25 protein-coding genes are annotated in these 25,036 nt (G+C 34.7%); 15 read left to right on the forward strand and 10 right to left on the reverse strand.

Going from position 1 to position 25,036, the window contains the following annotated elements:
• Positions 1-10: 10 nt before the first annotated feature.
• Genes V7M80_RS08840 through V7M80_RS08850 form a run of 3 tightly spaced genes read right to left on the reverse strand, consistent with a single transcriptional unit; the run spans position 11 to position 3,700 of the window.
• Entirely contained in the window at positions 11-1,408 is a 1,398-nt protein-coding gene (locus tag V7M80_RS08840; RefSeq protein WP_333695523.1) for a bifunctional UDP-3-O-[3-hydroxymyristoyl] N-acetylglucosamine deacetylase/3-hydroxyacyl-ACP dehydratase, read from the reverse strand.
• A 2-nt stretch (positions 1,409-1,410) separates the two neighbouring features.
• On the reverse strand, positions 1,411-2,433 hold the full coding sequence (gene lpxD, locus V7M80_RS08845) for a UDP-3-O-(3-hydroxymyristoyl)glucosamine N-acyltransferase (protein WP_333695524.1): 1,023 nt from the start codon (positions 2,431-2,433) through the stop codon (positions 1,411-1,413).
• 25 nt (positions 2,434-2,458) lie between these two features.
• A complete protein-coding gene (locus V7M80_RS08850) occupies positions 2,459-3,700 on the reverse strand; it encodes an HD domain-containing protein (RefSeq protein WP_333695525.1) in 1,242 nt (413 codons plus the stop codon).
• A gap of 124 nt (positions 3,701-3,824) precedes the next feature.
• Between V7M80_RS08850 and V7M80_RS08855 the strand changes: the two genes are divergently transcribed.
• From V7M80_RS08855 to V7M80_RS08880, 6 genes are all read left to right on the forward strand, one after another.
• Complete coding sequence (locus tag V7M80_RS08855; protein WP_333695526.1) at positions 3,825-5,378, forward strand: T9SS response regulator signal transducer PorX; 1,554 nt, start codon at positions 3,825-3,827, stop codon at positions 5,376-5,378.
• Between the two features lie 87 nt (positions 5,379-5,465).
• Entirely contained in the window at positions 5,466-5,870 is a 405-nt protein-coding gene (gene tsaE / locus V7M80_RS08860; RefSeq protein ID WP_333695527.1) for a tRNA (adenosine(37)-N6)-threonylcarbamoyltransferase complex ATPase subunit type 1 TsaE, read from the forward strand.
• A gap of 104 nt (positions 5,871-5,974) precedes the next feature.
• On the forward strand, positions 5,975-7,174 hold the full coding sequence (locus V7M80_RS08865) for an alanine dehydrogenase (RefSeq protein ID WP_333695571.1): 1,200 nt from the start codon (positions 5,975-5,977) through the stop codon (positions 7,172-7,174).
• Positions 7,175-7,211: 37 nt separating this feature from the next.
• Positions 7,212-7,598, forward strand: coding sequence for a DUF4258 domain-containing protein (locus V7M80_RS08870; RefSeq protein ID WP_333695528.1), 387 nt, complete (start codon positions 7,212-7,214; stop codon positions 7,596-7,598).
• A 207-nt stretch (positions 7,599-7,805) separates the two neighbouring features.
• A complete protein-coding gene (pepT, locus tag V7M80_RS08875; RefSeq protein WP_333695529.1) occupies positions 7,806-9,047 on the forward strand; it encodes a peptidase T in 1,242 nt (413 codons plus the stop codon).
• Positions 9,048-9,157: 110 nt separating this feature from the next.
• Positions 9,158-9,736, forward strand: coding sequence for a YdeI/OmpD-associated family protein (locus V7M80_RS08880; RefSeq protein WP_333695530.1), 579 nt, complete (start codon positions 9,158-9,160; stop codon positions 9,734-9,736).
• Here V7M80_RS08880 and yajC read toward each other — a convergent pair whose 3' ends face one another.
• The 4 genes from yajC to V7M80_RS08900 form a co-directional block, all read right to left on the reverse strand.
• Complete coding sequence (gene yajC / locus V7M80_RS08885; protein ID WP_333695531.1) at positions 9,737-10,003, reverse strand: preprotein translocase subunit YajC; 267 nt, start codon at positions 10,001-10,003, stop codon at positions 9,737-9,739.
• Positions 10,004-10,013: 10 nt separating this feature from the next.
• Positions 10,014-10,556 (reverse strand): DUF1573 domain-containing protein, encoded by a 543-nt coding sequence (locus tag V7M80_RS08890; RefSeq protein ID WP_333695532.1) that lies wholly within the window; start codon positions 10,554-10,556, stop codon positions 10,014-10,016.
• Positions 10,557-10,575: 19 nt separating this feature from the next.
• Complete coding sequence (nusB, locus tag V7M80_RS08895; RefSeq protein WP_333695533.1) at positions 10,576-11,514, reverse strand: transcription antitermination factor NusB; 939 nt, start codon at positions 11,512-11,514, stop codon at positions 10,576-10,578.
• A 75-nt stretch (positions 11,515-11,589) separates the two neighbouring features.
• Positions 11,590-12,693: a Glu/Leu/Phe/Val family dehydrogenase gene (locus V7M80_RS08900; protein ID WP_333695534.1), complete on the reverse strand. Its 1,104-nt coding sequence runs from the start codon at positions 12,691-12,693 to the stop codon at positions 11,590-11,592.
• Between the two features lie 203 nt (positions 12,694-12,896).
• Here V7M80_RS08900 and V7M80_RS08905 point away from each other — a divergent pair, with 203 nt between their 5' ends.
• Positions 12,897-14,657, forward strand: a complete 1,761-nt coding sequence (locus V7M80_RS08905; protein WP_333695535.1) for an ABC transporter ATP-binding protein — start codon at positions 12,897-12,899, stop codon at positions 14,655-14,657.
• 70 nt (positions 14,658-14,727) lie between these two features.
• Positions 14,728-15,111 carry a PUR family DNA/RNA-binding protein gene (locus tag V7M80_RS08910; protein ID WP_333695536.1) on the forward strand — a complete coding sequence of 128 codons (384 nt, stop codon included), beginning with the start codon at positions 14,728-14,730 and terminating at the stop codon, positions 15,109-15,111.
• 35 nt (positions 15,112-15,146) lie between these two features.
• Here the strand turns inward: V7M80_RS08910 and V7M80_RS08915 are convergent, their stop codons facing one another.
• A complete protein-coding gene (locus tag V7M80_RS08915) occupies positions 15,147-15,479 on the reverse strand; it encodes a tRNA-binding protein (protein ID WP_333695537.1) in 333 nt (110 codons plus the stop codon).
• A gap of 95 nt (positions 15,480-15,574) precedes the next feature.
• Between V7M80_RS08915 and V7M80_RS08920 the strand changes: the two genes are divergently transcribed.
• Genes V7M80_RS08920 through V7M80_RS08930 form a run of 3 tightly spaced genes read left to right on the forward strand, consistent with a single transcriptional unit; the run spans position 15,575 to position 18,829 of the window.
• Positions 15,575-16,135 (forward strand): thioredoxin family protein, encoded by a 561-nt coding sequence (locus V7M80_RS08920; RefSeq protein WP_333695538.1) that lies wholly within the window; start codon positions 15,575-15,577, stop codon positions 16,133-16,135.
• Positions 16,132-17,547: a glycogen synthase gene (locus V7M80_RS08925; RefSeq protein WP_333695539.1), complete on the forward strand. Its 1,416-nt coding sequence runs from the start codon at positions 16,132-16,134 to the stop codon at positions 17,545-17,547. The genes V7M80_RS08920 and V7M80_RS08925 overlap by 4 nt, the downstream gene beginning before the upstream one ends.
• Before the next feature lie 4 nt (positions 17,548-17,551).
• Positions 17,552-18,829 carry a glucose-1-phosphate adenylyltransferase gene (locus V7M80_RS08930; RefSeq protein ID WP_333695540.1) on the forward strand — a complete coding sequence of 426 codons (1,278 nt, stop codon included), beginning with the start codon at positions 17,552-17,554 and terminating at the stop codon, positions 18,827-18,829.
• 26 nt (positions 18,830-18,855) lie between these two features.
• On the opposite strand, the gene V7M80_RS08935 is transcribed toward V7M80_RS08930, so the two are convergent.
• On the reverse strand, positions 18,856-19,410 hold the full coding sequence (locus V7M80_RS08935; RefSeq protein ID WP_333695541.1) for a hypothetical protein: 555 nt from the start codon (positions 19,408-19,410) through the stop codon (positions 18,856-18,858).
• Between the two features lie 253 nt (positions 19,411-19,663).
• Positions 19,664-20,596, reverse strand: coding sequence for a peptidylprolyl isomerase (locus V7M80_RS08940; RefSeq protein WP_333695542.1), 933 nt, complete (start codon positions 20,594-20,596; stop codon positions 19,664-19,666).
• A 90-nt stretch (positions 20,597-20,686) separates the two neighbouring features.
• Between V7M80_RS08940 and V7M80_RS08945 the strand changes: the two genes are divergently transcribed.
• The 4 genes from V7M80_RS08945 (at position 20,687) to V7M80_RS08960 (ending at position 24,947) form a co-directional block, all read left to right on the forward strand.
• The gene (locus V7M80_RS08945; protein ID WP_333695543.1) at positions 20,687-21,136 is read left to right on the forward strand and encodes a DUF1569 domain-containing protein; all 450 of its coding nucleotides are present in this window, start codon (positions 20,687-20,689) and stop codon (positions 21,134-21,136) included.
• A gap of 188 nt (positions 21,137-21,324) precedes the next feature.
• Positions 21,325-22,002 carry a tRNA (guanosine(37)-N1)-methyltransferase TrmD gene (gene trmD / locus V7M80_RS08950; protein ID WP_333695544.1) on the forward strand — a complete coding sequence of 226 codons (678 nt, stop codon included), beginning with the start codon at positions 21,325-21,327 and terminating at the stop codon, positions 22,000-22,002.
• 131 nt (positions 22,003-22,133) lie between these two features.
• Positions 22,134-22,484, forward strand: coding sequence for a 50S ribosomal protein L19 (gene rplS, locus V7M80_RS08955; RefSeq protein ID WP_333695545.1), 351 nt, complete (start codon positions 22,134-22,136; stop codon positions 22,482-22,484).
• A 240-nt stretch (positions 22,485-22,724) separates the two neighbouring features.
• Positions 22,725-24,947, forward strand: coding sequence for an NADP-dependent isocitrate dehydrogenase (locus V7M80_RS08960; protein ID WP_333695572.1), 2,223 nt, complete (start codon positions 22,725-22,727; stop codon positions 24,945-24,947).
• Positions 24,948-25,036: the final 89 nt, after the last annotated feature.

Below are 25,036 nucleotides of genomic sequence, written 5' to 3' on the forward strand. Positions count from 1 at the left end.
ATAAAATAGGTTAGTTCTTTTTAGCTATTTGAGCCATAAGCTCTGCCTCTGCTACCAATTTTCCATTGGCATAAGCATTGGCTTGCATGTGACATATTCCACGGCGTATGGGAGAAATTAAATCACATTTAAAAATAAGAGTATCACCGGGTAATACTTTATGTTTGAATTTTACGTTGTCAATTTTCATGAAATAGGTTAAGTAATTTTCCGGATCCGGAACAGTACTTAAAACCAAAATTCCACCGGTTTGAGCCATAGCTTCTACAATGAGTACGCCCGGCATAACAGGTGCGTCCGGAAAATGTCCCACAAAGAAAGGCTCATTCATCGTAACGTTTTTAAGTCCTACTACATGTGTATCGGTCAACTCAAAAATTTTATCAATAAGTAAAAAGGGAGGTCTATGGGGTAACATTGCCATGATTTTATGAATATCCATCAAAGGTTCTTGATGTAAATCATAGGTAGGTACCTGATTACGTTGTTCTATTTTAATAATTTTTGATAATTTTTTTGCAAATTGGGTATTCACATAATGACCCGGTTTATTAGCTATTACTTTACCTTGGATGCGAGTTCCTACCAAAGCTAGGTCACCTATTACATCTAAAAGTTTGTGACGTGCCGCTTCATTGGGATAATGAAGAGTCAAATTATCTAGAATACCATTTGGTTTCACGGCAATTTTATCCTTTCCAAAGGCTACTTTTAAATTTTCCATGGTTTCTGCAGATATTTCTTTATCAACATAAACTATGGCGTTATTCAAATCGCCACCTTTTATCAAACCATTGTTTAATAAATTTTCCAATTCATGAAGAAAACTAAAAGTACGAGCATCGGCAATTTCTTTTTTGAAATCTGAAATACACTTTAAGGTTGCATTTTGAGTTCCTAAAACTTTAGTACCAAAATCAACCATAGCTGTTACTTGATAGGTTTCACAAGGCATAACTAAGATTTCGCTTCCGGTTGCTTCGTCGGTATAGGATATAACTTCCTTAACAACATAAACATTTCTGTCTGCATTTTGCTCTACCACTTCGGCTTTCTCCAAGGCTTCAACAAAATACTTGGAAGAACCATCCATAATTGGGGGTTCTGAAGCATTTAACTCTATAATTAAATTATCCAAGTCACACCCTACACAAGCGGCTAAAACATGTTCGGAAGTTTGAATTTTCACAGCATTCTTTTCCAAATTAGTACCCCTTTGTGTATTTACAACATAATTAGCATCTGCTTCAATAACGGGATGTCCTTCTAAATCAACTCTCACAAAAGTGAAACCGTTATTTACAGGAGCCGGCTTGAAAGTCATTGTTACTTCCTGTCCAGTATGTAATCCTACCCCTTTGAGGGTAATTTCATTCTTTATGGTTTTTTGTTTTACCGATTGTGACATTCTTATTTAATTATCGTTTTTTTCAAATTTTCTATATCGTTTACAATTTTGGGTAGATTTTTAAAGTGAACATAGGATTTACTATAATCACTGTAATTGAATGAGGGCGAACCTTGAACCGTTTCACCATCTTTCAAACTTCTACCAATTCCGGATTGAGCTTGTACTCGCACTCCATCTCCCAGAGTTAAGTGTCCGGCTATACCAACTTGACCACCAATGATACAATTTTTCCCAATCTTGGTTGAACCCGCGATGCCGGTTTGAGCTGCAATAACTGTATTTTCTCCTATCTCTACATTGTGAGCTACTTGAATTTGATTATCCAATTTCACTCCTTTTCTTATAATGGTAGAACCTAAAGTAGCTCTGTCAATAGTAGAACACGAACCTATTTCTACATTGTTTTCTATAATTACATTCCCAATTTGTGGTACTTTATTGTATGAACCATCTTCATTGGGTGCAAATCCAAAACCATCAGAACCCACAATAGTTCCGGAATGTATTGTACAATTGGAACCAATTTCTGACTCAGAGTATATGCGAACTCCCGCAAAGAAAACACAATTGTCTCCTATGACAACATTATCACCTATAAAACTATTGGGATAAATCTTTACATTTTTTCCAATTTTTACGTTTTTTCCAACGTATGAAAAACTACCCAAATACAATCCTTCGCCATAAGTAACCCCCTCAGAAATGACCGATGGTTGTTCTATACCGGATTTCATTAATTTCACCTGATTGTAATACTCTAATAATTTGGAAAATGACTTGTAGGCATCTTCAACCTTAATTAAAGTAGCCGAAATTTCTTGTTCCGGGATAAACGATTTATTTACGATAGCAATGGATGCTTGTGTAGAATAAATGAAATTGACGTATTTAGGATTGGCTAAAAATGTAAGTGAACCTTCTGTACCTTCCTCTATTTTGGAAAGTTTATACACTTCAATATTAGAATCTCCAACGACCTCGCCTTCTAAAATGGATGCTATTTGTGATGCAGTAAATTTCATTGTGGACAAAAATATAAAAAACTACCTAAAATTGGTTATTTAATTCAAGTACTTTTGGATAACACAGATAATACTTTGTCATAGGTTTGGAGAAAGCTTTGGAGTTTAATTGCTCAGAATACACTTCTACATCCTCTATTTTCTTATCTTTTCGAATAATTTTTATGGGCTCTTTTTCTTTATTATAGGCTAATGTCTTAATTTTTCCTTTAAAAAGAAAATAATCTACCTCAGAATTTGATATTTGATACAAGGAACTGATTTCATTTCTCAATTTTTGAATATCCATTTTATCAAACTTTTCGGTATGGAGTTTAACCTTGGGCAAATCTCTGTTGATTATCATTTTACTCAAAGAGCTTAAAATAAAATCGCTGTGAAATTGCCAACCTTTTAAAGCACTCATGATGTCATAGTCATCCAATAAAGCAAACTTTTGCAAAACAGAGCGATCAAATGACTCGCGATTTATAGGATTCAAAAAAAACTGTAAAGGTTCACTGCAAGGTACCAAGATACCTTTACTTACCAATTCTTTTGCTCTTTTCAGCGTTTTGGTCAAAATGATTTCGGCTACCAAACTGGTTTTATGCAAATAAGCTTGCCAATACATCAATCGTCTTGCCATCAAAAATTTTTCTATAGAATAGATGGCTTTTTCTTCCAAAACCAATTGTTCATCAACCACATGTAGCATCTGAATCAAACGATCCGAATTAATATTTCCTTCTGCTACTCCCGAATAAAAACTGTCGCGTTTCAAATAATCCATGCGATCCATATCCAATTGACTGGATATAAGCTGCAACATGAACTTTCGCTTATATTCACCTTTGAAAATTTGAATTGCCAAGTCTAATTTTCCCTCAAATAGAATATTCAACTCATTCATGAAAAGCAATGACAATTCCTCATGATGAATATGCTCTACAATACTATGTTCCATAGCATGAGAAAACGGACCATGCCCAATGTCATGCAACATTATTGCAACATACAAAGCTGTTTCCTCATCAGATGAAATCGAAACGCCCTTGAAACGCAAAACTTCTACTGCTTTTTGCATCAAATGCAAAGCACCTAAAGCATGATGAAAACGCGTATGATGTGCCCCGGGATAAACCAAATAAGACATTCCCATTTGAGAAATTCTTCTGAGACGTTGAAAATACGGATGCTGAATCAAATCAAAAACCAATTCGTTGGGAATGGTTATAAACCCATAAATTGGATCGTTGAAAATTTTTAATTTGTTGGTGTGACTCACAATACACTAAATTGGGCTACAAATATACTGAATTTGAAAATGGTACATTCAACAATTATTTTACAATAACTTTAATACTTCTAACGTTGGGTATTTGTTAAATTGCAACTCTAAAACAGATACAATGAATCCAATAAAAATTCTTTGGGTAGATGATGAAATTGATTTATTAAAGCCCCACATCCTTTTTTTAGAAAGTAAAAATTATGCCGTAACCACGTGTAACAATGGTAGAGATGCAATTGATATATTTGAGGAAACCTCTTTTGATATTGTATTTCTGGATGAAAATATGCCGGGAATGAGCGGCTTAGAAACCCTTTCGGAAATGAAAGAAAAAAAATCGGCTGTTCCTATTATAATGATTACGAAAAGTGAGGAAGAACATATTATGGAAGAAGCGATTGGTTCTAAAATAGCCGATTACCTTATTAAACCCGTTAATCCAAATCAAATCTTATTAGCATTAAAAAAGAATCTAGATCATTCGCGATTGGTATCCGAAAAAACCACTTTGGATTATCAAAAAGAATTTCGAAAAATAGCAATGGATTTAGCCCAAGTTAACTCTTTTGAAGATTGGGCTGAGTTATACAAAAAGCTTATTTTTTGGGAAATTGAATTGGAAAACATTGAAGACCAAGGTTTGATTTCAATATTGGAATCCCAAAAAACCGAAGCAAATAGTCAGTTTGGTAAATTTATTGAAAAAAACTACGAAGATTGGTTTGAAGAAAAAGCATCAAAACCTGTACTCTCTCACAAAGTTTTTCGGGAATTTGTAGTTCCAGAATTGGTTAAAAAAGATAAACCTATACTTTTTGTTGTTATTGACAACCTGAGATACGATCAATGGAAAGCATTTGAAAATGTAGTGAATATTCATTACAAATTGGAAAAAGAAATGGCCTACTACTCCATTTTACCAACAGCTACTCAATATGCCCGAAATGCTATTTTCTCAGGTCTAACTCCTCTTGAAATGGAAAAACAATTTCCAAACTATTGGAAAAATGACGTAGAGGAAGGCGGTAAAAATCTTTATGAAGGCGAATTTTTGGAAGCTCAACTCAAACGATTGGGATTGCAATGTAAAAGTGAATATTACAAAATCACCAATTTTAAAGACGGTAAAAAATTAGTTGACAATTTTAAAGGTTTAAAAAACAACAACCTTACAACTGTTGTATATAACTTTGTAGACATGCTCTCCCATGCCAAAACCGAAATGGATGTGGTTAAAGAATTGGCTTCAAATGACAAAGCCTATCGATCACTTACTTTGAGTTGGTTTAAAAACTCACCGCTTTTGGAAATGATTCAAATGGCTCAACAAATGGGTTTCAAACTCATTCTAACTACAGACCACGGAACTATTAATGTGAAAAACCCGTCTAAAGTAATTGGAGATAAAAACACCAGTTTAAATTTACGCTACAAAACAGGTCGCAGTCTTACCTATGAAGATAAAGACGTTTTTGCTGTTAAAGACCCCAAAAAAATTGGTCTCCCGGCCATTAACATGAGTAGCTCATTCATTTTTGCCAAAAACGATTTGTTTCTGGCTTATGTAAACAATTACAACCATTATGTAAGTTACTACAGAAACACATACCAACACGGGGGAATTTCACTGGAAGAAATGATTATACCCTTTTTGGTATTAAATCCCAGGTAGAAAAATGATTTATTGGGAGTTTAAAACGGAAAGTGTACTTTTGCTTTAAAATACATTTTCCGTTTTACATTTTACAAATCAACTACTATGGTGTACACCTTTGCATTAAACGAAATTGAAGAAGTGGCTGAGAAAGTTTTGCAGGAAAATCCAAAGAAAGTAATCCTTTTTCACGGTCAAATGGGTGCAGGCAAAACTACGTTTATAAAAGCCTTAGCAAAAAAACTTGGGGTAATCAATCCTACATCTAGTCCTACTTTTTCTTTAGTCAACGAATATGAAACCCCCAACGGATTGGTTTATCATTTTGATATGTATCGTTTAAAAAATGAAAGTGAAGCCTTCGATTTTGGTATAGAAGATTATTTTTATTCTGGTCATTGGTGTTTTGTTGAATGGGCCGAAAATATTCCGAATCTTATTCCTGAATCCCGCAGTGTGATACGAATTGAGATTGCGGAAGATGGAAAAAGAATTCTTCATTTAAGTTAATTTTTTGAGTAGTTAGAATTCAAATGCTTTCTTGTGAAGTAATTCGTTTCAATTTGCTCTTTTTAATTCCAAAATAATTTCTAACTTAGACACTTATTTTACAAATTATTATGCCGCTAACTCCTTTCTCGAAACAGCAATTACTTCCGCAGGAAGAAAAATTGGAAATTGCCCGACACAAAAGCGAATTGTTTATCGGAATTCCCAAAGAAACTTCCTATCAAGAACGTCGTATTTGTTTGACACCTGATGCGGTTAATTCATTGGTTTCTCATGGCCATAGAGTTTTAATAGAATCGGGAGCCGGAGAAAGTGCCAGTTATAGTGACAAAGAATACAGTGATGCCGGAGCTGAAATCACACAAGATCCCAAGAAAGTTTTCAGCTGTCCTATGATTTTAAAAGTAGAACCTCCTACTTCTGCAGAAATTGAAATGATAAATCCGAGCACTATTATCATTTCGGCTATTCAATTAAAAACCCGAAAAAAAGAGTATTTTGAAAAATTAGCCAAGAAAAAAATTACTGCATTTGCTTTTGAGTTTATTAAAGACGACGACGGTTCATACCCCGCTGTAAAATCGTTAAGTGAAATTGCCGGAACCGCATCGGTACTCATCGCGGCTGAACTTATGATTAACAACCAGTTTGGCAAAGGATTACTATTTGGAAACATTACCGGAGTAGCTCCAACTGATGTAGTTATTATTGGTGCCGGAACAGTAGGCGAATTTGCAGCCAAAACAGCTTTGGGACTTGGTGCCGGAGTAAAAGTTTTTGACAATTCGATTACGAAACTCAGACGTTTGCAAAACAATTTGAAGCAACCTATTTTCACCTCAACCATACAACCCAAATCCCTATTAAAAGCTCTTCGTCGTTGTGATGTAGCTATAGGAGCCATGAGAGGACAAAACCGTACTCCGGTAGTGGTAACCGAAACTATGGTAGAACACATGAAAAAAGGGGCAGTAATTGTAGATGTAAGCATTGATACCGGAGGTTGTTTTGAAACCTCTGAAATTACAACACACGAAAAACCTACCTTTATTAAAAATAATGTAATTCATTATTGTGTACCCAATATACCCTCACGCTATTCTAAAACGGCTTCTTTGTCAATAAGCAATATACTTACACCTTATCTCATTCAAATTGCCGAAGATGGTGGAGTTGAAAGTGCAATTCGCTGCAACCGCGGACTCAAAAATGGATTGTATTTTTATCATGGAATTTTGACAAATAAAGCCATTGGTGATTGGTTTGATTTACCAAACAGCGATATAAATTTGATTGTTTTCTAGTAAAAATGTTTGTATTTTTACAGTCTTAATTTATAGTATGAAATTTTACCAACGATTGGCCTTTTTCTTATTTGGATTACTCATTGGAGTAATTTTTTTGATTTACTTTTTAGGAGCTAAAGCCGAATCTCGTAATGTAACTTTTTGCTATTTACCCAATTGCAGAGTTTTAAAAGATATACGAAACAAACCTTTTCATTACTCTGAAGAAGCTTCAGCAGTATTAGCAGAATCATGGATTGATACTTTGGATATTAAAAACACCCTTACCTATGGTGATGTTGACTTTAGCAAAAGTAATATCAAGGAAGGGAATGCAAAATTATATGTGATTTCCGGTAAAACTCAAAATAATATTCCGGTTGTTTTAGAAATCCTCAATTACGAAAAAAAAGCAGTTCTCAAAACAATTCAAAAAGAGTAGTATTTCTATAACAATTTTGCTCAACCTAAATTTCAAAGCAAGTCAATCAATCGCTTTTTATTCAAAGGAAAAAAAAACTTTTAGAAATAAAAAGAGAACTTAGACTTCTTTGCCATTTCTATAAAATTCCATCAAAATCCATTGCAATTCTTAACATTGCCAAATCAATTCATTCTGTATCTTTGTGTAGAACAAATTTCTACATTTATGCAAAATATTATCGATCGTTTTATCAGTTATGTAACTATTGATACCGAATCCGATCCCAATTCGACAACAATACCTAGTTCAAAAAAACAATTGGTATTAGCCAAAAAATTGGTTCAAGAGCTAAAAGAAATAGGAATGCAAGAGGTAACCATCGATAAAAACGGTTATGTTATGGCAACTCTACCCTCTAATGTGTCACATACCGTTCCGGTACTAGGTTTTATAGCTCATTATGATACTACTCCAGATTTTACAGGAGCCAATGTGAAGCCCCAAATTATTGAAAATTATGATGGAAATGACATTGTACTCAATGCAGAACAAAACATTGTTTTATCACCTTCCTATTTTAAAGATTTAGTGCAATATAAAGGTCAAACGTTAATTACCACAGATGGTACTACACTTTTGGGAGCCGATGATAAAGCCGGAATTACCGAAATTGTAACGGCTATGGAATATCTCATTCAACATCCGGAAATTCCCCATGGAAAAATAAGAGTAGGTTTTACGCCCGATGAAGAAATTGGTCGTGGAGCACATCATTTTGATGTTGAAAAATTTGGAGCCGATTGGGCCTACACAATGGATGGTAGTCAAATTGGCGAACTGGAATACGAAAACTTTAATGCTGCAGGAGCTACTGTAACTTTCAAGGGAAAGAGTGTGCACCCCGGATATGCTAAAGGAAAAATGATAAATTCAATGCTTTTGGCTTCCAAATTTATAGCCAAATTACCCAAAAAAGAAGTTCCTGAAAAAACCAAAGGCTACGAAGGATTTTTCCATGTAACGGGAATAACCGGTTCTATTGAAGAGAGTACCGTATCTCTAATTATTAGAGATCATGATGCTAAAAAATTCAAAAAGAGAAAAGACTTTCTACACGATATAGTAGAAAAAATAAATAAAAAGTATGCCAAACAATTTGGAAACGAGATTGCTGTAATTGAGATTAAAGATCAATATTACAACATGAAAGAAAAAGTTGAACCTGTTTTTCATATTGTTAAAATTGCTGAAAAAGCAATGAAAAAATTGGATATCAAACCTCTAATAAAACCTATTCGCGGCGGTACAGACGGATGTCAGTTATCTTTCAAAGGCTTACCATGCCCTAACCTATTTGCCGGAGGTCATAATTTTCATGGAAAGTATGAATACATTCCTGTAGAAAGTATGCAAAAAGCTGTTGAGGTAATTGTAAAAATTGCTGAATTAACTGCCGAAACCAAGTAAAAATATAATCCCTTTTTAACCACTGAGTACAGATTTTCAATAATTATCTCGGTGGTTTTATTTTATAATTACCCCAAATTTTATAAATTGCTCCATTATAAAATCAACAAATGCAAGACCAAAAAACCCAAAAACGCAACGAAAAGTGGCAAGATGAACTTGAAATTTTAAAATCGATTCTCCTTAAAACAGAATTGGAAGAGACCACCAAATGGGGAGGTATTGTTTATACTTGGAACAACAAAAATATTATTGGAATTGGTGGTTTTAAAGACTATTTTACCATTTGGTTTTACAATGGTGTTTTTCTAACTGATGAACAAAAAGTTTTAGTAAATGCGAGTGAAGGCGTAACCAAAGCCTTGAGACAATGGCGTTTTAAATCTAAAGAAGAAATCAATGAGAAATGGGTTTTGCACTATGTAAATCAGGCGATCCAAAACGAAAAAAAGGGAATATCCTTAAAACCTGAAAAAAAAGAAGTAATTCCTTCTGATTTTTTTCTTTCAAAACTTAATGAAGAGCCCGAACTGGTTGAGAAATTTTCACTTTTTTCACCCTATAAACAAAAAGAATTCATTGAGTATATCGATTCGGCTAAACAAGATAAAACTAAGCACGAACGATTTGAAAAAATAAAACCGATGCTTTTGTCAAACATCGGTTTAAATGATAAATATAGAAAATAATTATTTTTTCTCAACCAATTTGGCACTCATATCCATAGAGATAGCAGAGCGTTCCATTTTTAGTTTTCCGGCCATAGTTTCAATTACTACAGTTCCTTCAGATAATTCGGCAATTTTGCCATGAAGTCCACTTTTCGTAATAATTCTATCACCTACTTTTAAATTGTTTTCAAATTCTTTTTCTTGTTTGGCTCTTTTTTGTTGCGGTCTAATCATAAAGAAATAGATAACCACAAACATTAATAAGAACGGGAGTAATTGTTGCATAATTGGGTATTTATTGAGTTACAGGTGCTACTTCAGGTGCAGATTGTGCTTTTGGAGTAACATTAGCTTTTATAGTTAAAGTTTCGGTGCCGGTGGCCGTATTTGCCGTAATTGTAACCGTTTTTTGTTGCATGCCAGGTTTACCGTTACTGTCAAAAGAAACTTTCATTTTGCCTGATTTTCCGGGTTTAATAGGCTCCTTAGGAAATTCTGGAACAGTACATCCACAAGAACCTGCAGCATTAGCAATTAACAAATCGGCTTCACCATTGTTGGTAAAAGTAAAAGTAGTTTCTACTTTTTCGCCTTCTTTAATGGTCCCAAAATCATGTTCTTTTTTGGAGAACGAAATTGTTGGGTATTTTCCGTCTTTAACCGGAGGTGTTGTGGTAATGTTGGATACCGAACCATTAGATTGAGCATTCGTTTCGGTACCACTGTAATCTTTTAAAGTAATGTCTTTGCTGTTTGGATCTACTTTTGACAAAGCTTCTTCGTTTTTGCAAGCCCAAACTAAAGTGGCTGCACATAAAATTAAAACAAGTTTTTTCATCGTTTTTTCAATTTTAAAATTACATTAAACCGCGACCGGTTTTTTTAAGTTTATCTGTTTTTTGAAATTCTTTGACTAAATTATCTAAAATTCCGTTGATAAAAATACTACTTTTTGGTGTAGCATATTCCTTGGCAATCTCTAAATATTCGTTAATAGTAACTTTAACCGGAATAGAAGGAAATTTGAGGAATTCACAGATGGCCAATTTTAACATAATAGTATCAACTTCAGAGATACGTTCCGGATCCCAATTGGGAGTTCTATCTATGTATTCTTTGGCCAAATCGTTTTCATTTAAAACTGTTTTTCTAAATAAATCACGGGCAAAATCCTGATCTTCTTCATCTTTAAACAAGGGCAAAATCTCAAAAGGATTCTTTTCATCCAAAGTTTTAAACTGCTTCATCAAAGCGGTGTTCACCAATGGAATATCATCTACCCAAGTAAGTTTAAAATCTTCTAAATAATCGTATAATTTCTCATTGGGTGCAATGACTTCAGAAAATAATTGCATGATAAATTCTTTATCTTCTGCAAATGTTTTTTGATTGGAAGCCATGTATTTTAAATATAAAGCCGATTTTTTCACATCTTCTAAAAGTAACAATATAACATCATCGTTTTGTTGCCAATTACTAATTTTTCTGGTGGTAACGGCATTATTTAAAGACGTACTTTCTTCTAACAGAAGTAAAAAGCGATTTTCAATAAATTTTTTGTTTGGTTTTAAATCAGCTGCAGTTGCCAAATGTTTTTTGGAGGCTTTATCTAAAAAGTCGGCTTCTTTTTGTCTCAATTCTGTTAATGCGGTAAGTACAATTAAATATAAATCCTGAATGCTGTCCAAACTCGCAAATAAAAAGCGTTCTTCTTTGGCTAGGTCTTCTGAACCGCTTTGGTGCATGGCGTAAATGGTTTGCAATACTTTTACCCGAATATGTCTTCTGTTTAACACTGTATGAGAACTTTTAAAATTAGTGACGCCTCTTCTGAGGCGTCACAAAAATACTATATTTTTAATAGAAACGAATTATTTCGCGTTTTCTTTTTTACGTTGATTGATTCTGTTTTGAGCAATCGTTAAGGCCGCTTGTTGCGTTGTGGTCTTATTTTTTAAAGCAAAATCAAATATCTCCAAAGTGGTGTTGTATATATTTTCAGTTCTTCGCATCGCTTCCGCTTTGTCGTAGTGCTCTATTTCGGCATAAACATTAATAATACCACCGGCATTAATCAAGAAATCGGGAGCATATAATATGCCACGTTCTTGAAGGATTTGTCCGTGTTTATTTTCGTCGGCCAATTGGTTATTGGCAGCACCGGCTACAATGGCAGCGTTCAATTTATAAACGGTATCATCATTTAGGGTTGCTCCCAAAGCACAAGGGGCATAGATATCTACATCGGCAGAATAAAGATCGGGGCCATTAAAAATTTTAGCTCCATATCTTGCTCCAATTTCTTCGAGTCGATTTTGATTAATATCAGCAATAGTAACCAAAGCTCCTTCTTTGGTTAAGTAATCAACCAAAGTTTCACCCACGTGTCCAATACCTTGAACCAAAACTTTCTTACCGGATAAATTATTAGAACCGTATTTGTATTGAGCAGCAGCTTTCATCCCCATGTAAACTCCATATGCAGTTACAGGAGAAGGATTTCCAGATCCTCCTCTTGATTCGGAAATACCAGTAACATAAGGAGTTACATCACGAACGGTATCCATATCTTCGGTTTGCATTCCAACATCTTCAGCTGTAATGTATTTACCACTTAAGGAATGAACAAACTCACCAAACTTTCGCATTAATTCCGGTGTCTTTTGAGTTTTGGCATCTCCAATAATTACAGCTTTACCGCCTCCTAAATTCAATCCTGTGATAGCCGACTTAAAAGTCATACCGCGAGATAAACGCAAAACATCATTTAAAGCTTCCCACTCATTAGTGTAGTTCCACATACGTGTACCGCCCAATGCAGGTCCTAAAACTGTGTTATGAATTCCTATTATTGCTTTTAAACCTGTATCTTTGTCTTGGCAAAAAACAATTTGCTCATGATTATCAAAAGATACTTGTCCGAAAACCGGATCCATTTTTTGAAGCTCTTTTGGAGATGTTACTTCTGCTATCATAGTAATAAAAATTAAAGTAAAAATTATGACTTTGTCAAAAAGACCAAACAAAAGTAGAATAATAATCAAAATAATGCAATTTAAATTTTAAATTTTAGTAATTTGTTAATAAAAGTCCCATACTGTTTTACACCTTAAAATAACACTATTCCAATAATTTTAACAGTAAAACAAATCAAGAACAGGCTAAGCCCCAATTTTTTATGAAAGAACTTCAATATTTAAATAAATATTTCATCAAATACCGGAACCGATTTTTATTAGGTATTTTCATCACTATTGTAGCTCAAATATTTTCGTTGTTTACACCTAGATTGGTTAATAAATCTATAAATGTTATTGAAGAATTTTTAAAAAATCCAACTGCCAACACAGCCGAGTTGAAAAGTGAATTATGGCTTTATGTGGGATTAATTGTCGTAGCTTCTTTAATTTCCGGATTTTTAACGTTCCTCATGAGACAAACATTGATTGTGATGTCTCGTTATGTTGAATTTGATTTAAAAAATGAAATTTTCAAACATTATGAAACACTATCACAAAGTTTTTACAAGCAAAATCGCACGGGTGATTTAATGAATCGCATATCGGAAGACGTAGGAAAAGTACGCATGTATGTAGGACCAGCGGTTATGTATACCATCAATACTTTCATACGGTTTGCAGTGGTTATTGTATATATGTACACCGTTTCACCAAAACTCACTTTATACACCTTATTACCGCTTCCTCTTCTTTCTTATTGTATATTCAAACTAAGTACCGAAATCAATAAAAGAAGTACCACTTTCCAGGAAAACTTATCGCATTTATCTACTTTTTCTCAAGAATTTTTTTCAGGAATACGAGTAGTCAAAGCCTATGCTTTAGAAGATAAAAACCAAAAACAGTTTGAAAATTTGGCTCAAGAAAGTAAAGCTAAAAATTTAAGTTTGGCCTATGCCAATGCTCTTTTTGGCCCTTTGATGTTATTGCTAATTGGTTTAAGTAATTTAATTGTAATCTACTTTGGTGGTCTCATGTACATGGATGGGACGATACCCAATATAGGAACAATTGCAGAGTTCATTTTGTATGTAAACATGCTTACATGGCCGGTGGCTTCTATTGGATGGGTATCTTCATTGGTTCAAGAAGCAGAAGCCTCACAAAAAAGGATTAACGAATTCTTAAAAGTTGAACCTGAAATTCAAAATCAAAATCCGAATTCGAGTAAAATTGAAGGAAGTATACGTTTTGAAAATGTGAGTTTTACCTATGAAGATACAGATATTCAAGCACTAAATAACATCTCATTCACTTTAAACAAAGGAGAAACATTGGCTATATTGGGCAAAACCGGTTCCGGTAAGTCAACATTGCTAGCCTTATTAAGTAGATTGTATGAAGTACAAGAAGGAAAAGTCTGGATAGATAATCAGGAAATTAAAAACCTAAATTTATTTGACTTAAGAAATAGTATTGGAATTGTTCCTCAAGATGCTTTTCTGTTTTCAGACAGTATAAAAAATAATATCAAATTTGGAAAAGAAGATGCCACAGACGCTGAAGTTGTAGTAGCGGCACAAAATGCAGTTGTGCATGAAAATATCATAGGATTTAAAAACCAATATCAAACAGTATTGGGAGAAAGAGGTATTACTTTATCGGGCGGACAAAAACAAAGAGTTTCCATAGCCCGGGCTCTCATTAAAGATCCTCAAATTTTTCTTTTAGATGATTGCCTTTCGGCTGTAGATACCGAAACCGAAGAACAAATTTTAAATAACCTTTTTAAAATTAGCGAAAACAAAACCACTATTTTGGTAAGTCATCGGGTTTCTACTGCAAAAAATGCCGATAAAATTATAATTTTGGAGGACGGAAAAATTATACAACAAGGTTCTCATAATCAATTAGTAAATGAAGAAGGGTATTACAAAGAGTTGTATTTTAAACAACTTTCTGAAAAAGAATTGTCCTAATTTTTTGATAATTCATTTATTTTTTAGATTTTTGATTACAACTTACAACACTTAATTTGACAGAAAGATTATGAGAGAAAATGAAATGTTAGAAAAAGATGAGATTTTTTCTAAAGTTTTAAGAGCCGGGAGAAGAACCTATTTTTTTGATGTTAGAGCCACAAAAGCTGATGACTATTACATCACAATTACAGAAAGTAAAAAATTTACCGAAGAAGATGGTTCCTTCCATTTCAAAAAACACAAAATCTATTTATACAAAGAGGATTTTGTAGCATTCAAGGAAATTTTAGACGAAATGACCTCTTACGTTTTAGACCACAAAGGTGAAGAAGTAATTTCTGAAAGACATCAAAAAGATTTTAAAAAGGAATATGCCAATCCTTCACCCACAACTGAAGAAACTGAAAACCAGAGAACCAGTTTTACCGATATTGATTTTGATGATATCTAATAAAATAAAAACCTTCTAAATTAGAAGGTTTTTTTTTATGCTATACGTAAACCGTTTTCTACCGGCTTATCACTACTCAACAAAACAACATCTTGGTTGACTCCCACCGAACCTAAAATCAAACATTGACTTTTAAATTTCCCAATTTGTTTTTCCGGAAAATTGACAACAGCTACAATTTGTTTTCCAACTAATTCTTCAATGGTATACCGTTGTGTTATTTGAGCTGATGATTTACGTGTTCCTATTTCAGTTCCAAAATCAATTACCAACTTGTAAGCCGGTTTTCTAGCTTCCGGAAACTCATACACTTCCAAAATGGTTCCTACCCGCATTTCAACTTTTTCAAATTCTTCCCATGTAAGCATAATATACTATTTATAAAAATTTAAAATCAAAAATACACATACTAATACAAAAATTCTTAACTTTAAACATTAACTTAACAACACACCTTTTTGTCATGGCTAGAACTGAATCGAAAATGATTCCTTTGGGTACATTAGCTCCCGATTTTAAATTACCAGACACTCAGTCTAACTCTTTTTACACCTTTGCAGATTGCGAAGGAGAAAAAGGAACATTAGTCCTTTTTATTTGCAATCACTGTCCGTTTGTACATCATGTAATGGAAGAATTGATTCGAATTGCCAACGACTATAGGGTTCAAGGCATAGGAATAGTAGCTATATCAAGTAATGACATTGTACAATATCCTCAAGATAGCCCTGAAAAAATGACTGAATTTGGATTTGAAAATAAATTTGAATTTCCCTACTTATACGATGAGAGTCAGGATACTGCTCGTGCCTTTGGGGCTGAATGTACACCTGATTTTTTCTTGTATGACACTCAAAAAAAATTGGTTTACAGAGGTCAATTGGACGATTCAAGACCCGGTAATGGCATTCCTTTAAGCGGAAGTGATCTCCGTGGTGCAATAGATGGACTACTATACAATCGAAAAATTAACACCCTTCAAAAACCTAGTATAGGTTGCAATATCAAATGGAAAAACCAATGAATATATTTCATATCAGTGCCGAATGTTATCCGGTTGCTAAAGTTGGAGGCTTGGGTGACGTAGTGGGTGCTTTACCCAAATACTTAAACAAACTTGGTCATCAAGCCAAAGTTGTCTTGCCGGGATATAACACAAAATTTACTACTGAAAATGAATTTGATGTGAAGCATCAAGGTCAATTGCGATTGGGCTATTTTTCATTTCCCTATTCTGTTTTAAAAGAAAAAACCAATAAATTGGGCTTTGAACTCTACCTAATTGCTATTCCCGAGTTGTTTGATCGTCCAAATGTGTATTCCTATGAAGATGATACGGAACGGTTTACCGCTTTTCAAGTTGCTTTTTTAAATTGGCTAACCGAAACCCATCAAATGCCGGATATTGTGCATTGTCACGACCACCATACCGGTTTGATTCCGTTTATGATGGCTCAAGCTCCTATTTACCAACATTTGAACCAAGTTCCTACCGTTTTAACCATTCATAACGGGCAATATCAAGGTTGGTTTGGATTTGAAAAATTGAACTATTTACCGCAAGTTAGTTCCAGTCGTTTAGGTTTTTTAGAATGGAATGGCATTATCAATCCATTGGCATCAGCCATAAAATGTGCGTGGAAAGTTACTACTGTTTCTCCAAGTTATTTGGATGAATTGAGTGAAAAGGCAAACGGATTAGAAAATTTATTACGATTTGAACGACCCAAAAGTTTAGGAATCCTTAACGGAATTGATACTGAAGTATGGAATCCGAGTACGGATGAATTGTTGCCACACACCTACTCTACTAAAAACTATAAAACCGGAAAAGCCAAAAACAAAGTTTTTTTGTGCGAGGAATTTAATTTAGACCCCACCAAACCCCTTTTTACCTTTATTGGTCGATTGGTTGGAGAAAAAGGAGCCGATTTACTGCCGGAAATATGTAGTATTGCTTTAAATCGTAATCCAAACGAAATCAATATATTGATATTAGGTTCAGGTGATTCGCATGTAGAACACCAATTGACTCAATTAAAGCAGTTTTACCAAGGAAATTATAATGCTTACATAGGGTACAATGAAAAATTAGCTCACATTATTTATGCCGGAGCAGATTATTTATTAATGCCATCACGAGTAGAACCTTGTGGATTGAATCAATTGTATGCTTTACGGTATGGTACCATTCCAATTGTTCGAAGAACGGGAGGTCTCAAAGATACCGTGTTAGACATTGGTGATGGCGGATTTGGTATTTGTCACGATCAAACCAGTGTTTTTGATGTAAACCATTCCATCACAAGAGCCATTGATTTATTTTATGACGCTAAATTGTTTGATCAGACTCGAAAAAAAATTATGCAAATTGACCATTCTTGGGAAAAAGTGGCCCAAGAATATATAGCGGTTTACCAATCTTTAAAAAAATAATGTTATGAATAAAAAAGAAGTTTTAGCCATCATTTTGGGAGGTGGTCAAGGTTCACGATTGTATCCGTTAACGGAAAGCCGTTCAAAACCCGCCGTACCAATTGCCGGAAAATACCGTTTGGTTGATATCCCGATTTCCAATTGTATCAATTCAGATATTAAGCGAATGTTTGTTTTAACGCAATTCAACTCGGCTTCGTTGAATCAACACATTAAAAACACGTATCATTTTAGCTATTTCAGTACCGCTTTTGTAGATATCTTGGCAGCTGAGCAAACTCCGGATAACCCCACTTGGTTTCAAGGTACAGCCGATGCAGTGCGACAATGTATGCAACACTTTTTGAATCACGAATTTGATTATGCCTTGATTCTATCCGGTGACCAGTTGTATCAAATGGATTTTAACCAGATGATCAATGCACATCAAAAAAATGGGGCTGCCATAACCATAGCTACGTTACCGGTAAGTGCAAAAGAAGCTCCTGAATTTGGTATTTTAAAAACCGATGAAAACAGTTGGATAACCTCATTCATCGAAAAACCAAAAGCTGAATTGTTACCGCAATGGACCTCTGAAGTAAGCGAAGAAATGCAAAAAGAAGGAAGACACTACTTGGCTTCGATGGGAATATACATTTTCAATCGGGATTTATTGATTGAATTGATGAACAATCCCGATACCAAAGATTTTGGAAAAGAAATTATTCCACAAGCCATAGGACATCAAAAAGTATTAAGTTATCAATACGAAGGGTATTGGACAGACATAGGGAATATTGATTCCTTTTTTGAAGCAAATCTAGGCTTGACGGATGATATCCCTAAGTTCAATTTATTTGATAACAGCAGTAAAATTTATACACGTGCGAGAGTTCTACCTCCCGGAAAAATATTGGGTAAAACAACAGTAGAGCAATCTATAGTTGCCGAGGGATGTATTATCAATTCAGCTACCATTGAACATTCTGTTGTTGGAATACGCTCTCGAATTGACGAAGGTACTTTGGTTAAAAACTCGTACATCATGGGTAGTGATTTTTATCAAAACTTGGACGAACTTAATCACAATATCGCTCACAATATCAAGAATATAGGTATTGGTAAAAGATGTTTTATTCACAACACCATCGTAGATAAAAATTGTAGAATAGGGAACGATGTGTATCTAAATGGGGGCAAACATTTGGAAGATGTAAATACGAAACTTTACACCATTAAGGAAGGGATTATCGTTATTAAAAAAGGAGCGGTAATTCCGGATGGATTTAGAATAGAATAGCTTTAAATAAAAACAGCCCTTGAAATTTAAGGGCTGTTTTTTTTCTCTAAAAATACTTGTATAGGTCGATTTGTTCGAGGTCCAAACTGTTGAGCTTGCCGTTCATTTTCAGAAGAACACAATACATACATATTAAAAGGATATAACGGAATCAATTGGGTATCAAATTCTCCCCCATTATCCGTACCATCATTATCTTGTATTTTTATAAAGTAGTCATCTGCTTTAAAAGTATTGGCAACCGACAATAAATAATGTTCCTTGGCAAATGGAAAAAACCATTTTGCTTCCGGTGATTCAGATGAAACTCTATTTCCGGTTTTATCAATTTTGTAATTCAATTTGAAAATCAGAGGTTCATTTCGATTGGTCCAACTCATTATATTATTTACATTAATCACATCTCGACCTAAACTATCTGCAATAGAAATACGAAGTCCCCGAATGGTTTCTGTTTTTCCTTTCTCGGTAACCTCAACCACCAAGTAAGAAGTAAAATCATAACCACAATGCTGAGCGTTAATAACTTGTGATTTACCCATTAAGGGAAGTAATAGAAAAAAAATAATCAAAAATCTCATATCTAAATTCATCGTTGGGTAAAGATACAAAAGCAAAAGCTATTCCAAAAATAAAGAGACTCGGATTATAGCTATAAAAAATGTAAAACGCAGATGAACATCGATTTTAAAATTCTATGAAATTCAAAATAAAGAAAGCACTCTCAAAAGAGTGCTTTCTTTATTTGGCAAATGGCTGTAGCTTTCAGGGCAAATTTGTTTAAAAAAATCTCTATTTCAAACAACATTTCAACTTGAAACCTTTAACCTTAAACTATTTCACATCCATCAACTCTACATCGAAAATCAAAGTAGCATCTGGTGGGATAACTCCTCCGGCCCCACGAGAACCATAACCCAGATAGGATGGAATTACAAAACGAGCTTTATCACCTACTTGAAGTAATTGAATCCCTTCGTCCCAACCTTCAATCACATGACCTTTTCCTAAAGGAAAATCGATGGGTTGTTTTCTTTTGTAGGAAGAATCGAAAACCATTCCGTTTTCCAGTGAACCAGTATAATGTACAGAAACGGTTTTGCCTTTTTCGGCTTGTTTACCGTTTCCTTTTTGGATGATTTTATAACGTAAACCGCTTTCTGTTTTTTCAAAACCGGCAGCCAATTTTTCTAGAGCTTCTTCTGCTTTTACTTTTTCTTCGGCAATTCGTTTTTCTCGTGACCCTTCAAAGGTTCTGAACGCTTCGATGGCATTCCATTTTTGAGCTTCCTCGCCTACTCTAACAATTTCTAGACTTTCAATTACATCACCTTGAGCAATACTATCTACCACATCTTGACCTTCTACGACATTTCCAAAAACAGAATGTTTTTTGTCCAACCAAGGTGTAGCTACATGGGTAATAAAAAATTGAGACCCATTAGAACCGGGTCCGGCATTGGCCATGGATAATACTCCAGGTCCGTCGTGACGTAAATCAGGATGGAATTCATCATCAAATTGATAGCCCGGTCCGCCTGTTCCAATGCCTTGTGGACAACCGCCTTGAATCATAAAATCTGAAATTACGCGGTGGAATTTTAATCCGTCATAATAAGGTTTTCCCATAGGTTTGGCCTCATTTTCTAATTGTCCTTCGGCTAAACCTACAAAGTTTCCTACTGTGCCCGGTGTTTTATCGTGTGTTAATTTGACTAAAATTGTCCCTTTTGAGGTGTTGAATTTAGCGTAAATTCCGTTTTCCATCTTGTGTTTAATTTAATTTTGGAGCAAATTTAGTATAATATTGTGGATTAACCTTAAAATTGTATTTTTGAATACCTTAAAGATTCGCCTATGCCTTCCATATTTGACAAAATCGATAATGAAATTCTCTGTCAAAGAATTGAATCTATTTCACATGAAAGCCAACCTCTTTGGGGAAAAATGAATGCCGCTCAGATGCTTTCCCATTGTCAAGCTCCAATAGATGTAGCTTATGGAGAATTGCAACTGAAATCTAATTTTATCTTTTTGATTCTTGGCAAACTTTATAAAAAGAAAATTTTGAATGCACCGCGATTCCAGAAAAATGCTTTAACAGAACCGAGTTTTGTGAGAACCGGGGATTACGATTTTGAAAAAACAAAAGCTGAATTACTTTCTAAAGTTAGACGTTTTGCTACCGAAGGAACTGCAAGTATTAAAATAGAAAAGCACCCTTTTTTCGGAAAAATGACTTATAATGAGTGGGATAATTTGCAATGGAAACACTTGAATCATCATTTGGAACAATTTGGTGTGTAGTGCTCTCTTTTTAGCCCGGATGGTAACGGAAAGCTTTTTTTATTAAAACAATACTGTTTTGTTGACTTAACAAAGCGACCTTGGGAGCTCTTGTGAAGGCTTACAAAACGCTTGTTTTTTAAAAAAACTTGTAGTAAACAGCCGGAATAGCTCCTAAAAATAAGTATTTTTGTCCCAAAATAAGACCTATGCGAATTGATATCATCACCGTTTTACCTGAATTATTGCGAAGTCCGTTTGAAGCCTCAATATTGAAGCGAGCCATAGACAAAGGTTTGGTGGAAGTCCATTTGCACAATTTGCGTGATTATTCCACCAATAAACAAAAAAGTGTGGACGATTATCAATTTGGCGGTGGTGCCGGAATGGTTATGACCATTCAGCCCATAGACGATTGTATAAGCCAACTCAAAAGTGAACGCCATTATGATGAAGTGATTTACATGACTCCCGATGGGGAAACCTTGAATCAGAAAATGGCAAATTCGATGTCGCTATTAAAAAATATCATTATTCTTTGCGGACATTATAAAGGAGTAGACCAACGGGTTCGGGATCATTTTATTACGAAAGAAATTTCGATTGGCGACTTTGTGCTTTCCGGAGGCGAATTGGGTGCTGCCGTCTTAAGTGATGCCATCATTCGATTGATTCCCGGAGTTTTAAGTAATGAAACCTCGGCATTGACCGACAGTTTTCAGGATAATTTATTGTCGGGACCCATTTATACTCGTCCGGCCGAGTACAAAGGTTGGAAAGTGCCTGACGTTTTATTAAGTGGCAATTTTGCCGAAATAGATAAATGGCGGGAAAACCAAGCCTATGAACACACGAAGAATAGACGACCGGATTTGTTGGAAGAATAAATCAAATTAAAAAAAAGTGTCCTTTTAATTGCAGATTGAAAATAAATTGTAAATTTGCACCCACATTTGGACCAACCTCTGACGAAAACCGTGAATGTTGCTCTGATACTCACTATTTTAACTTAAATGTTATGGCAGATTTAATGAAATTCGTACAAGACGAATTTGTAACAAAAAAAGATTTTCCAGAATTTGGAGCAGGTGATACTATTACTGTGTATTACGAAATTAAAGAGGGTGAAAAAACCAGAACTCAGTTTTTCAAAGGAGTAGTAATCCAAAGAAGAGGAACCGGAGTTACTGAAACTTTCACAATCCGTAAAATGTCAGGAGCTGTTGGGGTAGAAAGAATTTTCCCTATTAACATGCCGGCTTTACAAAAAATTGAAGTGAACCAAAGAGGTAAAGTTAGAAGAGCTCGTATTTTCTACTTTAGAGACCTTACCGGTAAAAAAGCAAAAATTAAAGAGAAAAGAAGATAATTTTTCTCGAATCATACTTAAATCCCGTTTTGAAACACAAAACGGGATTTTTTTTATTTTACATTCTTACAAATTGCGTATTTTTCAAAAATTGACATCTTTTTTATGGAATTTACAATTTAACTCGGTTGAATTGCCATATTCTCAATTCAATCGTTTTCGTGAACACTAATTAGGCTAAATTGCTTTGATTTTCATAACTTTGCAATCCTTAATTACACAAAAACAAACAAACTTTATATCATGTCAAAATCCAAAATTATTTATACAATTACGGATGAAGCACCTATGCTTGCCACTCACTCCCTTCTCCCTATTGTAAAAGCTTTTACCTCTCCGGCACAAATTGAAGTTGAAACCCGAGATATTTCATTAGCCGGAAGAATCATTGCAAATTTTTCGGAATACCTAACTGAAAGTCAACGCATAAATAATGATTTAGCAGAGCTAGGTCAACTAGCCACAACACCAGAAGCCAACATCATAAAGTTACCCAATATTTCAGCATCTGTTCCTCAATTAAAAGAAGCGATTGCAGAATTACAAAAGTTAGGCTATGCCATTCCAAATTTTGTAGAAAATCCACAAACTGAAGAAGAAAAAACTATCAAAGCTAAATTTGCTAAAGTGTTGGGTTCGGCTGTAAATCCGGTTTTACGCGAAGGAAACTCCGATCGTCGTGCACCAAAAGCGGTGAAAAATTATGCTAAAAACAATCCGCATAGCATGGGTGCCTGGTCAAGTGATTCTAAAACGCATGTAGCTCATATGAACGGTGGCGATTTTTATGGTAGTGAACAATCGGTTGCCATTCCGGAAGCTACAACGTTTAAAATTGTTTTTGAAGCCAAAGACGGTACAACAAAAGTTTTAAAAGACACAACCCCTTTAAAAGCAGGTGAAATTATAGATAGTTCGGTAATGAATTTAAAATCATTAAAACAATTCATTGCTAACGAAATTGAAGATGCAAAAGCAAAAAACGTATTGTTTTCTGTACATCTAAAAGCAACTATGATGAAGGTTTCCGACCCCATCATTTTTGGTGCCATTGTAGATGTTTTCTTTGCTGATGTATTTGAAAAGTATGCCAATTTGTTCAACGAATTAGGTGTGAATACCAAAAACGGATTAGGTGATGTATATGCCAAAATTGCCGGTCATCCTAAACAAGCTGAAGTAGAAGCTGCCTTAAGCGAAGCCATGGCAAAAGGACCAGCGATTGCGATGGTAAATTCAGATAAAGGAATTACCAACCTTCATGTCCCATCGGATGTAATTGTAGATGCTTCGATGCCAGCTATGATTAGAACTTCCGGTCAAATGTGGAATGCGGAAGGCAAACAACAAGATACCAAAGCGATAATCCCAGACAGATGTTATGCTGGAGTTTATACCGCTACGATTGATTTTTGTAAAAAACACGGAGCATTTGACCCCAAAACTATGGGAAGTGTTCCTAACGTTGGTTTAATGGCTCAAGCTGCGGAAGAATATGGTTCGCACGACAAAACTTTCCAAATGGATCAAGAAGGTGTGGTGAAAGTTATAGATGCCAATGAGACTATTTTAATGCAACAAAATGTTGAAAAAGGAGATATTTTCAGAATGTGTCAAGTAAAAGATGCTCCTATTCAAGATTGGGTAAAATTAGCCGTAAACCGTGCCAGATTATCAAACACACCAGCTGTTTTTTGGTTGGATGAAAATAGAGCTCACGATAGACAAATCATAGAAAAAGTAAATTTATATTTAAAAAACCACGATACAAACGGATTGGATATTCGTATTTTAAATCCGGTTGACGCCACTACATTCACCTTAGAAAGAATCATTAAAGGTTTAGATACGATCTCTGTAACCGGAAACGTGTTGCGTGATTACTTAACCGATTTATTCCCTATTTTAGAATTAGGAACATCGGCCAAAATGTTGTCAATCGTACCTTTAATGAATGGTGGTGGATTGTTTGAAACCGGTGCCGGTGGTTCAGCTCCCAAACATGTGGAACAATTTATCGAAGAAGGGTATTTGCGATGGGATTCATTGGGTGAATTTTTAGCTCTTGGGGTTTCGTTAGAACATTTAGGTCAAACATTGAATAATGCCAAAGCTTTGGTTTTATCTGAAACCTTAGATACGGCCACTGAAAAATTCTTAGAAAACGATAAATCTCCTGCTCGAAAAGTAGGTCAGATTGACAACAGAGGTTCGCATTTTTATTTGGCACTGTATTGGGCTCAAGCTTTAGCAGAACAAAATAAAGATGCAGAACTACAAGCACTTTTTACTCCTATTGCTAAAGAATTAACCCAAAACGAAGCCCAAATCAATGGAGAATTGATAGGTTCGCAAGGTAAAAAACAAGAAATTGGTGGGTATTACAAACCTGATTTTACATTGTTGGAAAAAGCAATGCGTCCGAGTGCAACATTTAATGCTATTTTGGCGAAGTTGAATTAAAAATATATTTTCTCCTAATAACAAAGACAATCTTAACCGGTTGTCTTTTTTTATTAACCGTACTTTAACAAATGGTGTATAAAATTTCT

Source organism: Flavobacterium sp., assembly GCF_036759525.1.
Lineage (GTDB): Bacteria > Bacteroidota > Bacteroidia > Flavobacteriales > Flavobacteriaceae > Flavobacterium.

What these genes read in the sequence shown, in the direction of transcription:
- V7M80_RS08840 (WP_333695523.1), bottom strand. Translation starts at nt 1,408, where the DNA reads ATGTCACAATCGGTAAAACAAAAAACCATAAAGAATGAAATTACCCTC.
- lpxD (WP_333695524.1), bottom strand. Translation starts at nt 2,433, where the DNA reads ATGAAATTTACTGCATCACAAATAGCATCCATTTTAGAAGGCGAGGTC.
- V7M80_RS08855 (WP_333695526.1), top strand. Translation starts at nt 3,825, where the DNA reads ATGAATCCAATAAAAATTCTTTGGGTAGATGATGAAATTGATTTATTA.
- tsaE (WP_333695527.1), top strand. Translation starts at nt 5,466, where the DNA reads ATGGTGTACACCTTTGCATTAAACGAAATTGAAGAAGTGGCTGAGAAA.
- V7M80_RS08870 (WP_333695528.1), top strand. Translation starts at nt 7,212, where the DNA reads ATGAAATTTTACCAACGATTGGCCTTTTTCTTATTTGGATTACTCATT.
- pepT (WP_333695529.1), top strand. Translation starts at nt 7,806, where the DNA reads ATGCAAAATATTATCGATCGTTTTATCAGTTATGTAACTATTGATACC.
- V7M80_RS08880 (WP_333695530.1), top strand. Translation starts at nt 9,158, where the DNA reads ATGCAAGACCAAAAAACCCAAAAACGCAACGAAAAGTGGCAAGATGAA.
- yajC (WP_333695531.1), bottom strand. Translation starts at nt 10,003, where the DNA reads ATGCAACAATTACTCCCGTTCTTATTAATGTTTGTGGTTATCTATTTC.
- V7M80_RS08890 (WP_333695532.1), bottom strand. Translation starts at nt 10,556, where the DNA reads ATGAAAAAACTTGTTTTAATTTTATGTGCAGCCACTTTAGTTTGGGCT.
- V7M80_RS08900 (WP_333695534.1), bottom strand. Translation starts at nt 12,693, where the DNA reads ATGATAGCAGAAGTAACATCTCCAAAAGAGCTTCAAAAAATGGATCCG.
- V7M80_RS08905 (WP_333695535.1), top strand. Translation starts at nt 12,897, where the DNA reads ATGAAAGAACTTCAATATTTAAATAAATATTTCATCAAATACCGGAAC.
- V7M80_RS08910 (WP_333695536.1), top strand. Translation starts at nt 14,728, where the DNA reads ATGAGAGAAAATGAAATGTTAGAAAAAGATGAGATTTTTTCTAAAGTT.
- V7M80_RS08915 (WP_333695537.1), bottom strand. Translation starts at nt 15,479, where the DNA reads ATGCTTACATGGGAAGAATTTGAAAAAGTTGAAATGCGGGTAGGAACC.
- V7M80_RS08920 (WP_333695538.1), top strand. Translation starts at nt 15,575, where the DNA reads ATGGCTAGAACTGAATCGAAAATGATTCCTTTGGGTACATTAGCTCCC.
- V7M80_RS08925 (WP_333695539.1), top strand. Translation starts at nt 16,132, where the DNA reads ATGAATATATTTCATATCAGTGCCGAATGTTATCCGGTTGCTAAAGTT.
- V7M80_RS08930 (WP_333695540.1), top strand. Translation starts at nt 17,552, where the DNA reads ATGAATAAAAAAGAAGTTTTAGCCATCATTTTGGGAGGTGGTCAAGGT.
- V7M80_RS08935 (WP_333695541.1), bottom strand. Translation starts at nt 19,410, where the DNA reads ATGAGATTTTTGATTATTTTTTTTCTATTACTTCCCTTAATGGGTAAA.
- V7M80_RS08940 (WP_333695542.1), bottom strand. Translation starts at nt 20,596, where the DNA reads ATGGAAAACGGAATTTACGCTAAATTCAACACCTCAAAAGGGACAATT.
- V7M80_RS08945 (WP_333695543.1), top strand. Translation starts at nt 20,687, where the DNA reads ATGCCTTCCATATTTGACAAAATCGATAATGAAATTCTCTGTCAAAGA.
- trmD (WP_333695544.1), top strand. Translation starts at nt 21,325, where the DNA reads ATGCGAATTGATATCATCACCGTTTTACCTGAATTATTGCGAAGTCCG.
- rplS (WP_333695545.1), top strand. Translation starts at nt 22,134, where the DNA reads ATGGCAGATTTAATGAAATTCGTACAAGACGAATTTGTAACAAAAAAA.